Below are 14,174 nucleotides of genomic sequence, written 5' to 3'. Positions count from 1 at the left end.
CAATCGGGTTTAGTTAAGACCCCTCCCCAACCCTCCCCTTAGTAAGGGGAGGGTGCCGATAGGCGGGTGGGGTAAATTAAGAATTATAAGTAATCAAGGGGATATGATATCAACCCACGATTGGTAGACAGATACAAAACTCAGTCCCTTCTCCTAACTCAGACTTAACTTCTAACTTACCACCATGTTTCTCTATGACAATTTGACGGGCGATCGCCAATCCTAATCCTGTCCCTTTCCCCACACTTTTGGTGGTAAATAAATGGTCGAAGATTTTTTGTTGAACTTCTGCACTCATACCTTTACCATTGTCAGCAATTGAAATTTTTACATGGTTATTATTAACTGAAGTTGTAATTGTGATTTTGTTAGGATTAGCTTGTATTTCTGCAAAACTGCGTCCGCTATTCGATTCATCTAAAGCATCGATGGCATTTGCTAAGATATTCATAAATACCTGATTTAATTGTCCTGGGAAACAATCAATTTGCGGTAAATCACTGTAATTTGTGATGACTTCAATGGCTGGACGTTGTTCGTTAGCTTTGAGGCGATGTTTGAGAATTAAAATTGTACTATCAATACCTTCGTGAATATTGAATGTGACTTTGTAATCTTTGTCAGCGCGGGAAAAAGTTCTCAAACTGGTGCTGATATTTTTTAATCTCTCACATGCCATTGTCATCCCATCCAGCATTTTCGGAAAATCTTCTAAGCTATAATCTAGGTCGATTTCTTCGGCATGGTCAATAATATCTGCATCTGTGATTTTTTCACGACACATTTGTAAATGTTCCGAAATCTCCGCAAATGTTGGTTTTGTTTGTTTGAGGGTTGCAGAAATAAAACCGAGCGGATTATTCATTTCGTGAGCAACACCAGCTACTAAATTACCTAATGCTGACATTTTTTCGCTTTGGACAATTTGCAGTTGGGATTGTTCCAATTTTTGAGCATATTCTTGAGATTTTTGATAAAGTCGAGCATTTTCCAGGGAAATAGCAGCTTGGGTACAGAGGAAGTTGAGGATAGTAATTCGCTCATTCGTAAACACCCCAGAAGTAGAGCGGTTTTCCAGATATAAGATAGCCCGTAAATTACCTTGGTTGAGAATCGGTAAACACAATACACTCTTAGGCTGATGGAGATGGAGATAATCGCCAAGTACAGGCAAATCGGTTTTGATATTATCCATGACAACCGTTGTCCCAGTGTTCTTGACATACTGAATTAACTTGACAGGAACGGTAGGATTATCCTCTAGGGGCACAGATTGCAACGTCACCTGCTCCAGGTTTGCCATCACCCGCACTTGCCATTGGTTTTCCTCACAAAGCATTAAAGCACATTGATCTGCCCCAGAGTTTTCGAGCATCGTCTGAGCTAGGGTTTGTAGAAGTTCATCCAGTTCAATCGCGCTGGCGAAAGTCTGAGACACTTGCAACAGAGTTGCAAAATCAAGGGTTTGGTTGATGCTGCTACTGGAACTTTTATGAGAAGTGGAATGGATCGAGTAGGTCGGGACGGCAATACTTGCCAGGGTTTCTAAAACTGTGAGAGGTTGGTTGGCAGCTTGCAGAATGGGTTGCAGCAGTTGGGGATAGCGTTTTTCTAAATCGACGACTTTGGCTTTGGCTCCCCATTTGCCATAGCAATAGTAGGCTTCTTGCATGTACCCTGCGGCGACTTTTTCTTTACCCCAATCGAGGTAAAATTTAGCTGCGAGTTCGTTAGCTAAGGCTTCTTCTTGAATGTAACCGTTGGCTTTGGCTCCAGAGATGGCGCGATCATACATTTCCATTGCTTTAGTCAATTGCCCCAGCACACGATACTGTTCTGCTTCCACGATCTGAAATTTATGCAGGGAATTCATGGGGGCAAAGCCAGCCCACTTTTGCATTTTTTTCTGGTTTTGGATGGTACGGCGTAGGATTTTTTTCTGCTCTAGCTTGGTTGTCGTGGAATAGACTGCTAGTCTTGCTAAGGAATCGTAGAAACAGAATAACAAACTAATATTTACTGAAATTCCACCCTCTTCAAATCCTTTGGCAATAGTCGCTTGCTCAACTGCATTTGAGAACTCCCCGAACAAATAACTGAGATAGATCTGGTTGACATAATAAAAAAATACGCCTGTGCGATCGCCTGCGCTTTCTTGGGTAGTATTCTGAGCAACCGAATAGACAGCGCCATCCAAGATACTAGGGTTGACAGACTCGCCTAGTAAGTTCATGACAGCTTGGCGATAGATATTCAGCAGAACTAAGGGATTATGCTGCTTGGACTGTTTGATAACTTCGCCATAATAGTAGAGCGTGGGTGCTAGGTCAGAGAGTTGATGCGCACTCCAGTACAAATGGCTAGCCCGGATTGCCGCCGCCCAGCTTGCATATTCCAAATCGCCAGTTTCCAACCCAATCTCGTATGCCTCTTGAAGTCCCGGCAGAGTAGACTGGAGATGCTGTTTCCAATGAAAGATAAAACAATTCGCTACAAATACAACTTTCGATCGGAGTTCTTTAGCATTAAACTTTTCTAAAATTTCCAATGCTAATCGACCAAACTCATATCCTTCTTCAATATTGACCAATACTCCGCAGATAATAATGCCATAGTAGGCATAGGCATAGGCGGATAAAGGACTATTGCCATACTGTACAGATAGATTGACTTGCTGGAACGCCAGTAGAGGAAATAGTTTTGGTGCGCTAATAAAAGCGGTACTAGCCGCACTGGACAGAATTCGCATTGCCGCTAATTTTTCCAGTTTGGACATAGTTGGTAGATGCAGCAAGCTGGCTGGTTTTTTGCCCACTAAGATGAGTCGGTTTTGGGCTAATCCCAGCAGAGTTTGTAAATCACTTGGATTTTGTGGCAACGAAATACCGAGTTGCTTTAGGACATTCATGGCAGTCTGAATCGATTCTGGAAGACGATTTTGTGCCATGTATGCCTGGATTTGAGTTTCGTAGATGGGGATTCGATCTAACAGGGTTTTTGCCGACTTGAGACTTATAGAGGCAATCCTATCCATTTGGGCAAAATCGCCGTTTAAGTAAGCAACTTCTGCGGTTAGGTTATGGAGAATTAGGGTTAATTCATACTGCGATTCCCAGCAATCCTGCGCCAACAAGTTCATTCCAGTGCTGCAATATGCGATTGCGGCACTATAGGCAGTTGCCAATTTGGCTTTGTATGCTGCATTTAGGTTTAATTGAGCTAATTCAGTCCGTTTTGACGGCTCGGTAATCAGGGATTCCCCAATATTCAGATGATTAGTGATATTAAATAGTTTTTCGTCCAGTTCTATCTCAGAAGCATTAGCCTGAAGTGATTGTCCGATTTTGAGATGAGTTACTGTTTTTTGGTCTTCTGGAATCAAGGAATAAGCAGCTTGTTGGACGCGATCGTGCAAAAACCGATATTTTGGATTGACCGTATTTTGCGTATCCGAGTTCTCTGTCCCCTGAAAGAATTTATAAACTTGGCTAGTGGGTAAAATCAGACCTTCTTGTAAGGCTTTCCACAAGGCAGTTGCCACCTCAGTTGCTGATTGTTCAGAGACGATCGCCAAAGTAGCCAAATCAAACTGATTGCCTACACAAGCTGCTAATTTCAATACTTGTTGTGTTTTCTCTGACAACTTCTGCAATTGCAGTGCCATAAATTCAACCACATCATCGGTGAGGGCTAGGGCATTGACTTGGGCAATATCACATTGCCAATAGCCTTGATTGCGCTCAAAGGTAATGTATCCATCTTCATACAGCGCTTTGAGAAACTGGGTAGTAAAAAAGGGGTTGCCTTGGGTTTTACGATCGATTAACTCAGTCAAGGGTTGCGCCAGTTCCCTTGAACAACTTAATGTATCAGCAACCAAATGATTGGTATCCGCCAAATTTAACGGTGCTAGAGTAATTGTGTTGACGATCGCCTGAGCTTTCTTGAGTTCTTCTACTGTTAAAATAAATGGATGGGCAGATGATACTTCGTTGTCACGATAAGCTCCCAAAATTAATAGATAACTATTGTCATTCATCAGTAGTTTGATCAACTCTAGGGAAGCTGAATCAGCCCACTGCAAGTCATCCAGAAATATCACTAACGGATGCTCTACCGTGGTAAATACTTGAATGAATTTTTGAAATAATAAATTAAACCGATTTTGTGCTGCACTGCCGGATAGTTCGGCGACAGCAGGTTGTTTACCAATCAGCTGCTCTAATTCGGGAATTACCTCAAGTAAAACTTGTCCATTCTCGCCTACTGCTTCTAAAATTTGAGCTTTCCATTGTGCTAATTGAGCATCAGATTCACTGAGCAGTTGCCCCATTAAATCTCGTAATGCCTGCACAAACGTAGATAGGGGAATGTTGCGATTGAACTGGTCGAATTTACCTTTAATAAAGTAGCCTTTTTGCCGCGTAATCGGTTTGTGGACTTCGTTGACTACGGCAGTTTTACCAATCCCGGAAAAGCCTGCTACCAGCATTAATTCCGATGCACCTTGGGAAATTCGCTCGAAGGCATTGAGGAGGGTTTGGACTTCATTCTCTCGTCCGTAGAGCTTTTCGGGAATGAGGAAGCGATCGCTCAAATCCCTCTGTCCTAATTGAAACTCAGCAATGACTCCCGCTTCTTTCCACTGGGTTAAACATTGCTGCAAATCATACTGGAGTCCTAACGCACTTTGATAGCGATCTTCGGCATTTTTCGCCATCAGTTTCGCCACGATCGCCCCTACCATTGATGGTACAGTAGGGTTTACCTGATCAACTGGTTTGGCGATTTTGGCGATATGACAATGTACCAATTCCATTGGATCTTCGGAATCAAACGGTAACTGACCGCTCAACAGTTCGTACAACGTCACACCCAAGGCATAGAAATCAGCCCGATAATCGATACCGCGATTCATGCGCCCTGTTTGCTCTGGAGCTAAATAAGCTAGGGTACCTTCTAAGATATTCGGGTTCTGAATCTCCTGGGTTTCCTTCGGTAGTAAGGAGGCAATACTAAAGTCAATGAGTTTGACTTGTTTCGATTCAGGTTGAATCAGAATATTTGCGGGTTTGATATCCTTATGCACTACCCGATGTTGGATCAGATCATGGATAATATCCGCTATTTGCAGGGCGATCGCTAAAACTTCTGTTAGATTCAACGACTGCTGCTGAATATACTTACCCAAAGATACGCCACCGCAATCCTCCATCACCAAAGCATAACCACTCCCCAACACTTCCAAACTCAAGGGTTGGATAATCCCAGGGATAGGCAGATTTTTGGCAATAGTATATTGATTGCGAAACTGCACCAATTCACCAAAATTGGGATAGTCTCGCCGCAGCACCTTTATTACCACTGGATGCTGAGTGTCCACTTGCACCGCTCGATACACTACTGTTCGAGAACCCAGGTACAGCTGCTCAACAACCCTATAGCCAGAAATAGCTGGAAAACAATCAGGGGAGTTATTTGCGGTTAGTGCCATAGTTTTGGGAGGATCGTATGACCATAATCTGGTTGAATCAGCTTTATGATTCCCAGAAAAGTCCGCGATCGCACCATAGGCTAACCCAGAACTAGCTCAGGTAATATTCTTAATTCTTCCAATGTCCCGCACCGATGCTTCCACGGGTGACACCGAGTTGATTCTGTAATTTTAATTCTCGCCAAAGTTGCGAACCACTAATATCTCCCCTTAATAATTGCTGATACTTATGTATAATTAGCTGCACCTCTTCTGGTGATTCATCCACAAACTCTATGCGAAAATCTCGTAAACCCAAGTCTATCAGGTGCTGTACGTATTCGGCTCCGGTTTGGGCAGTGCCATTAAATACTGTATTGCGACAACCGACATCTGCTTGCAGAATATGTTCAGTTCCCACCCTGTCACGTAATTTCACCTGGTGTTTTTCACAGGGGCGATCGCAATTAGTATAATCTGTCCCGTCAGATAAAAAGGCACAAAATACGCAATGTTCCATATGAAACATGGGCATATGTTGGTGAATTGTGACTTCAAACCAGGAAGGAGGTGTATGTTGCAATAAATCTGTTAACTGTTGAATATTTAAATCATAGGATGCGGTCAGCCTTTGCAAACCATATTTATTTTTCAAGTAATCTGCGCTCAAGGGATTCGCCACATTCAGAGAAAAATCTCCCACACAATTATCCCCGGCAAAAAACTGTAAATGGTCATAATTTCTTACCAAATAACCATCCGCACCCGCAGACTTCACCTGCTGTAAAATCCAATTTTCCCCTGGTTTAGTAATTCTCGGTGGTGCAACAAAGATTTGGTAAGCAGAATTCTCCCTTTCCCGTACCATTTTCACTGCTTGACGATACTGACGCTGATCGGCAAACTCACAATAAATAGTATGGATGGGAATTCCTCCCCCCCCTATCTCTGCAAAACTACTCGAATCCATATTTCTGTCGAGAATTGCCTGCAATTGCCGTAAATTGCGTACCAAAACAATCAAATTTGTCGGACTCGGAATCGGAGATAGGGTTTCAGGACTCGGTAAAATATCCTTGAGAGATGCGTGATTATTTAACTGCCATCGGGGGGGTTGACTGCGTAATTTCTCCAACCTAGCCACAATTTCTCGACGCATTCGATTTAACTCACTCACAGGTAACATAACATTACCCTGGAGATGGTTATCGAGATTAGTTAAACGCAAAGAAGTATTACCCAAACGTCCCAATTGTTCCCGCAACTTCTCCGTAGTCAGGGGTTTAGTATGGGCAGCAACTAGGAGTATATCCGAGTCTAGCAAGACAATGTTACCCAATTGATCACGAGCGATCGCCCGCAATTGTTCTCCCACTTTCCCGTATACTTCCATGGCTACCGGACGTTGAAACTGGGGGACATCTCCAGCAAAACTCTGCCTAACCTGCTTATCTAATTCCGGGTCACTAGTTTTCCATAATTTATCACCAACCTGCACCCGTCGCCAATTCACATTATCCCTACCAAAAGTCAGAATTGCTTCCCTACCTTGCTGCTGTACTCCATAGACTCGTCCCCCCTCTTCCTGGGTTTGGGGATTGCCACTGTCAAATACTACCCCATCACCCGGTTTGATTACTGACTCTAGGGATGATTTTCTGGCGATCGCCCCAGCAGCACCCAACTTTATTGCTACCTGTCCCTCACGCACACGGGTAACTTCCCCTAAATATACTCCCCGTTTCTTGCCAAATCTTGCGTGAACCAACTCCTGATTATTAATACCCCCAAACCACCCCGTATATAACCCACGGGAAAAAGCCATTTCCAATTGATAACGTTCCCGTGCGATTTCTCCCTGGGAATCTGAAATTTCTGCCGTTGCTTCCAGATTTTCCGGAATTTCTTCTGGGGAATTTTGACTGACTTCCACCCGATCTAAAGCTTCCCGATAAACCCGCGTCACACTCGCTACGTACTCCGCAGACTTCAACCGTCCCTCAATTTTTAAACAGCTCACACCCGACTTCACCAAATCAGGTAAAACATCCAATCCCGCCAAATCCTGAGGGCTGAGTAAGTATTTTTTATCACCTAAATAAACCGTTTCGCCATCAGCAATTAACTCATAGGGCATCCGGCAAGCTTGGGCACATTCTCCCCGGTTTGCCGAGCGTCCTCCCAGAGCTTCGCTGGTGAGACACTGCCCAGAATAGGCAACACAGAGCGCCCCATGGACAAATACCTCTAGGGGTAGGGAAGTTTGTCGATATGCCAAATGTTGCTGAATTTTATCAATTTCCTTGAGGGAGCATTCCCGCGCCAACACAACTAAATTACACCCCAGTTCCTCCGCAAATTCCACGCCTGCAACGCTGGTAATTGTCATCTGAGTAGATGCATGGATGGGAAAATCTGGGGAAAGGTGACGAATTAAACGACAAATACCGATATCCTGAACAATGACAGCATCCACTCCCGCCGCAATAATTGAGCGTAGATAATGTTGGGCGGCTCTCAATTCCTGGGGAAAAATTAAGGTGTTTAAAGTTACATAACCCTTCACCCCACGACTATGCAGATATGTCATCAACTCCGGTAAATCTGCTTCGGTGAAATTTTCTGCCCGCATTCTGGCGTTGAACTTATCCAAACCAAAGTATATGGCATCAGCACCATTTTCCACGGCAGCTTTTGCACATTCCCAATTTCCCGCAGGTGCAAGAAGTTCTGGACGTTGAGGTGTTTGGATATCGACTGGCATTGTTACTTGGATGGGAGAAGGTACATCCTAGTTATGATATCGCTGCTGGGGGGAGAGGGGAAGGGAACGGGGGAAAAGGTTTGCAACCTTGTGTCATTCCTGGGAACGTTTGCAGAAGTGACAAAAAATGCTATCATCTGCGAGTTGTATCATTGGAGACATAGTTGGAAACAAACCAATTAGACTTATTCTCACCAGGGGAAATTAGCCCCAAAGCTAGCAATAAACCTCCGGTGTTATTAATGGATGAGAAAACTTTAATTGCATGGAAACATCAAATTTTCATCCATCAACAACAGGTGAGAATCCAAGAACCCCATCAACAAATGAGCTTGTTTTCTACTCCAAATTCCCACGTAGAACCTAATATTATTGACCCTTTTGCACTCAAGCCATCACCCATGTCATTCTATCGCTTACCAGTTGATAGTTCTGGTCAAGCTTGTTTATATTTCGTTATTGATATGGCTGCCAATCTACTGCTTTATATTGGTGAAACTTGCCAATCTAACCAAAGATGGAAGGGTGTCCATGATTGCAAAAGATATATACAAAAGTACCTAGATTTACACTATGATTATCAGTTACCCACAGCAGTCAATATTGCTTTTTGGTGGGATGCGCCAGTTCCTACCAGAGCCAGACAAAGATTAGAATTAGCCTTGATTAAGAAATGGAAATCTCCCTTCAATAAGGAAAATTGGCGCTTTTGGGGGCAACCCTTTGGGTGATAGCCTAATCAGGCTTAACTTCATTGCTGAATAGATATTTTTAATCTTTTCTTTAGAATCCCGTAGTATTAAAAATCAAGTGGCGATCGCCCTAATTATTGTAACTTTTAATACTATCTCATCTGCTACCTAGGATTGTAAAATAGTTTAATTATTTGGGAGCATTAGCCGTACGAATCCTGATAGTATTTCATCGGGCATAACCGAGCTAGATTGAGCGATCGCGCTGCCCATTGGATAATTTATGGAGCCAGACTACTTGAATGTTAGCTTTAGAGCCTTTTCGGGAATCCTGAAACATTGAGAGGTTCCATATATAAATTCATATCGGACATGCAAAACTTTTCTAAGATAGAAACCATGCAGTCTAATTCAATACCCGAACAAGATAATCATGATGTCATATTTACCGTGCATCAAGGTGAAAAACACAAAGCCTTGTCTAGGGTAATTGCCCGTATACGTGAATCTTTTGATATCAACACTATATTTCAAATTACGGTGAAAGAAGTGCGTCAGTTAATTAATGCTGACCGAGTGGGAGTATTTCGTTTTTATCCTGAATTGGGGTGGGAAGGCGAATTCATTTATGAAGATGTGGGACAAGAATGGAACTCTGCATTAACAGTCAAACTCCGCGATCACTGCTTTGCTGAAGAGTTTGCTGGACTTTATCAGCAAGGTCGGATGAAAGTCATGTCTGACATCTATCAAGCTGATGTTAGTGATTGCCATATACAAATGTTGGAAAGGTTCCAAGTCCGTGCTAATGTCGCCACTCCCTTAATGAAAGGGAAAGAACTATGGGGACTTTTATGTATCCATCAATGTGATGCACCGCGACAATGGGAAACATCAGAAATTGAGTTTGTGCAACTCATTGCCGAACATTTAGGAGTTGCTTTGCAGCAAGCAGATTATCTAGAACAAGTAAAATTGCAATCTGCACAATTAGCGCAAGCACAAGCCAGAGAAAAAGCCGCAGAATGGCAAAGAATCATTGCTATTACCATCGAGAAAATTCGCCAGTCTTTAGATTTAGAGAGCATTTTTCGCACCAGCACTGAGGAAATTAGACAACTGCTGAATGCTGATCGTGTAGCTATCTATCGCTTCAATCCCGATTGGAGTGGTGAGTTTGTCTTTGAATCAGTAGCCGAGGGTTGGGTGGCGTTGATACAGCAACAGTTACAACAATCAGAAGTTTTTGAAAATATCAGCGAATGTAGCGTTAAACATTTAGCAGTTAGTCCAGTGGTAGATACTTATTTACAGGATACCGTTGGCGGTGGTTTTAATAGGGGTGAAGTCTATCGCATCTGCCATGATATTTACAATGCAGGCTTTAGTAATTGCTACCTTGACGTATTAGAAAGGTATCAAGCAAAAGCTTACGTGATTCTAGCTATTTATCATGGTCAAAAACTCTGGGGCTTGTTAGCAGTCTATCAAAACAGCAGCCCTCGCAATTGGCAAGAAGATGAAGTCTATTTTCTCACCCAAATTAGCACTCAATTAGGGGTAGCTTTACAACAAGCCGAATTCTTACAGCAGATGCAAACCCAAGCCGCAGAAATCAGCAAAGCTGCGGAAAGACAACGGGCTTTGGCGAATACCATCGAGAAAATTCGCCGTTCTCTCGATATTGACACCATCTTCAAAACCACTACCCAAGAAGTTTTACGACTACTAGAAGTGGAAAGAGTGGCAATTTATCGCTTTTACCCAGACTGGAGTGGTGAGTTTGTAGCTGACTCTATAGTTGATGGCTGGACACCAACGGTGAAGTCACAGCCTGTGACAGAACGCATACTTTTACAACAAATTCAAGCTGGAAAGTATGCACGCAATGAAGTGTTTGTTCCCATTTCCCAAGGGGAAAAATTGTGGGGCTTGCTAGTAGCTTATCAAAACTCCCAACCCCGTTACTGGCAAGATGAAGAAATCAATTTATTAGCCCAGGTAGGAATACAATTGGGAGTGGCTTTGCAGCAAGCAGAGTCTTTGAAACAGGTACAGGTGCAAGCCGAACAACTAGCCAAAGCCGCCGAACGGGAACGCAAAGCCGCCGAAAGAGAGAAAGCCCTAGCTGCAACAGTAGAGAAAATTCGTCAGTCTTTAGATTTAAACACTATATTTGCTACCAGTACAAAGGAAGTTCAACAATTATTAGAAGTTGACCGAGTGACAATTTATCGTTTCCAGGAGGATTGGAGTGGTGAATTTGTCGCTGAATCACTAGCTCCAGGATTGAAACCTGTACGAGAAATTTTACCTGTAATTACAGAGGACTATCTACAAAGAACCCAAGGAGGGAACTTTGTTCATAATCAAAGTCTAGTGATTAAGGATATTTATGCTAGCAATTATTCCCCGCATCTAATTGCTATTAGTGAGGCAATGGGGGCTAGGGCATATATGATTGTGCCAATTTTTCAAGGTGACAAACTTTGGGGATTGCTAGCAGCATATCAAAACAATGAACCTCGTGATTGGCAAGAGGATGAAGTGGATTTGTTGGTGCAGATTGGCACACAATTAGGGGTGGGAATCCAGCAAGCAGAACTGTTAGAACAAACCCAAAGTCAAAAAGAAGAAATCGCCCAAACGCTCAAAGAATTACAACAAACTCAAAGCCAATTAATTCAAAGTGAAAAAATGGCTGGTTTAGGACAATTAGTGGCAGGGATAGCCCATGAAATAAACAACCCGATTAGTTTTATTTATGGTAATGTTACTTACCTCAAGGAACATACAGAAAATTTATTGCATCTACTCCATATTTTCCAAAAATACTATCCTAAACCGAGAAAAGAAGTTCAAGAGCAAATAGAGGCAATAGATTTGAATTTTATTGCTAATGATTTACCCCAAATTTTGCATTCTATGATGGTGGGTACAGAGAGAATTTCTCAGTTAGTTTTATCTTTACGCACCTTTTCTCGGTTAGATGAAGCCGGGATGAAAAGGATTGACCTGCATGAAGGTATCGATAGTACCCTACTAATTTTACAACATCGGTTGCACTCACAAAATCATGGTTTTGAGGTTGAAGTGGTTAAGGAATATGGTGATTTACCTAAGTTTCTTTGCTATGCAGCCCAGATGAACCAGGTATTTATGAATATTCTCAATAATGCAATTGATGCTTTAGAATATTCAGTCACAATGGGTATGACAACGGAGAAGCCGAAAATTTGGATTCGTACGCAGGCTCTTGCCAATAATTCTATTCAAATTCGGATTGCTGATAATGGTTGTGGTATCGCGGAAAATCTGCGATCGCGCATTTTTGAGCCGTTCTTTACAACTAAGGAACCTGGAAAGGGTACTGGTTTAGGATTATCTATTAGCTATCAAATTATTGTAGAAAAACACGGTGGTCAAATTGAGTGTATTTCTGAACCTGCTAAAGGTTGTGAGTTCTGGATACAAATTCCTATGCAACAGTCTTTAGCTGATTAGGTGATTTGAGGTTTTTAGCCGAAGCACAGGAAAAGAGCGATCGCGCAAGCTGACTATGACTTTGATAAAGTCAAACAATATACACGATAATCTAAGTAATTATGGTGGGACTAATTCAGTGGCGATCGCTCTATCAATATTATGAGAATATTGCTTATTTCAGCCTCTATTGTCCTATCGGTGTAAAGGTGCAAGTAATTAAAAAATTGTATAAATTGCTTTTAATATAGATGCAGCAGATAAATATCTGAAAAAATAAATAAAATAACTGGCTGATATTTTTGGTGACACCCTAACAACTCACCCGACTCTTGAACTCAATCGTAAACCAGCTTATGATGCTGGAGCAAAAGCACCTGGTGGAATTGGTACCAATTGCGGAGTTGATAAACAAGTTCCTTGTCTATACCAAATACCCTCAACTTCAAATGCTTGAAAATGAGTTGTCAAAACTGCCCAAGCTTGCTCATTTAATCCGGCGGAATAAGTCCAGGTGAACTCAGAATTCTGATGTAGTCGCCTTTCTAATTCTGCCAAATCTTCTGGAAGCCAGAATTTAGTCATGACTCTTTGGGTTGCAACTTCCGGCGGAGTTTGTAACATATCAGCCATCGGTTGATTCACAATGATTTGCTGACGTGTATCTTGCCGCACAATACTAATGGGGCGATCGCTATCCGCCGCCGCAATCATTCGCCTCAGTAATCCTACGGGCATTTGCATCTGACTGCAAAACACAGAACCTTCCGTACGTAAAATACGTTCAGCTGTTTCCTGTGCCGTCGGATTCCTACTAGCTGCCATCCAACCATAGAACTCAATCGGGCTTTTACACCCCCGCCAGCCAATCCGAACTTTGCCGTTCATCTTTGCCGCAGTTTCGCTGAGAGCATCTCCGAAGCTTTGAGCAAGGTGAGTCGCATCTCGTTTTGTTGGAGCAAAAATAGACACTCCCTCATGGGAAAGTTTATAGTTCCAACCGGGCAGGTTTAAGGTCTTAAGAATACTCCCACTCACCTTCTTCTATACCTCCTGAGTATTTATACAATTTTACACTCGTAGAATTGTGATCTACGGAAAGTTTAAAAGTTTCTTGCCAAATCATTATTCTTTCTTCCTCAGGGATAGCTAAAGCAGATGTAATGATGGCGAAGTCCCCTGGTGTTGGCAGTACTTCCCCCTTGGCAAGCGCTCGGAGGTTTTTCACTCCACAACGCTTGAGTTGTGTCATGTTGGCTCGAACTAAATCGGCTATTGTCTTCGGTGGAGATGGTTCTTCGGGCAAGGAGTTTAAAGCTCCTCTCTTGTTCAACCACTCGTATAGCATTTCTTCTAAGGCTTCGCTTTGTGACACCCCTTCACGGGCGCAGATGCTTTTAAACTCCCGCGCTAAGGAGTGCGGAACGTAACCACTAACTTGCTTGTAATCGTCAGAACGCCTTCTATCGGTCATATCTTCGATTTCTTAACTCACTCTGTTGAATCTAACTCTTGTACTATTTTCTCTCATGACACCAAAAATGCAATACATTTTGTGCCGTCATTTTGAAATGACATATTGACAGAAAAAAATGACAAGAGTTAGTATAAGGTTGTGAGGTAATAAGCAAGCGCAGAACGAGGAACGGTAGAGACCCTGACAGCTAGCTTTTCCCTAACAGCTAACCAACAACTTATACAAGGACTGTGTGAGATTTCTCTGATGCTTTTAGTATACATTGCATTTCTTATTTACGCAATA

The 14,174-nt window shown here is 42.5% G+C and carries 7 protein-coding genes; 3 read left to right on the top strand and 4 right to left on the bottom strand.

Annotated elements, in window-relative coordinates; genetic code table 11:
• Window positions 1-109 precede the first annotated feature (109 nt).
• Complete coding sequence (locus IJ00_RS02160; RefSeq protein ID WP_035149608.1) at window positions 110-5,494, bottom strand: ATP-binding sensor histidine kinase; 5,385 nt, start codon at window positions 5,492-5,494, stop codon at window positions 110-112.
• 109 nt (window positions 5,495-5,603) lie between these two features.
• Window positions 5,604-8,237: a U32 family peptidase gene (locus IJ00_RS02155; protein ID WP_035149605.1), complete on the bottom strand. Its 2,634-nt coding sequence runs from the start codon at window positions 8,235-8,237 to the stop codon at window positions 5,604-5,606.
• A gap of 164 nt (window positions 8,238-8,401) precedes the next feature.
• Here IJ00_RS02155 and IJ00_RS02150 point away from each other — a divergent pair, with 164 nt between their 5' ends.
• The 3 genes from IJ00_RS02150 (at window position 8,402) to IJ00_RS29845 (ending at window position 12,663) form a co-directional block, all read left to right on the top strand.
• Window positions 8,402-8,968, top strand: a complete 567-nt coding sequence (locus tag IJ00_RS02150; RefSeq protein WP_035149601.1) for a hypothetical protein — start codon at window positions 8,402-8,404, stop codon at window positions 8,966-8,968.
• A gap of 360 nt (window positions 8,969-9,328) precedes the next feature.
• Window positions 9,329-12,433 (top strand): GAF domain-containing protein, encoded by a 3,105-nt coding sequence (locus tag IJ00_RS02145; RefSeq protein ID WP_371259634.1) that lies wholly within the window; start codon window positions 9,329-9,331, stop codon window positions 12,431-12,433.
• Window positions 12,434-12,534: 101 nt separating this feature from the next.
• Window positions 12,535-12,663 carry a hypothetical protein gene (locus tag IJ00_RS29845; RefSeq protein ID WP_256388840.1) on the top strand — a complete coding sequence of 43 codons (129 nt, stop codon included), beginning with the start codon at window positions 12,535-12,537 and terminating at the stop codon, window positions 12,661-12,663.
• Between the two features lie 103 nt (window positions 12,664-12,766).
• On the opposite strand, the gene IJ00_RS02140 is transcribed toward IJ00_RS29845, so the two are convergent.
• Window positions 12,767-13,450, bottom strand: a complete 684-nt coding sequence (locus IJ00_RS02140) for a hypothetical protein (RefSeq protein ID WP_035149596.1) — start codon at window positions 13,448-13,450, stop codon at window positions 12,767-12,769.
• Window positions 13,431-13,886, bottom strand: a complete 456-nt coding sequence (locus tag IJ00_RS02135) for a ribbon-helix-helix protein, CopG family (protein ID WP_035149594.1) — start codon at window positions 13,884-13,886, stop codon at window positions 13,431-13,433. Before IJ00_RS02135 ends, IJ00_RS02140 begins: the two co-directional genes overlap by 20 nt.
• Window positions 13,887-14,174 lie beyond the last annotated feature (288 nt).

Origin of the sequence: Calothrix sp. 336/3, assembly GCF_000734895.2 — a bacterium.
Classification (GTDB): domain Bacteria; phylum Cyanobacteriota; class Cyanobacteriia; order Cyanobacteriales; family Nostocaceae; genus 336-3.
The sequence above is the reverse complement of the archived record's forward strand: the minus strand, read 5'-3'. Positions and strand labels throughout refer to the sequence as shown.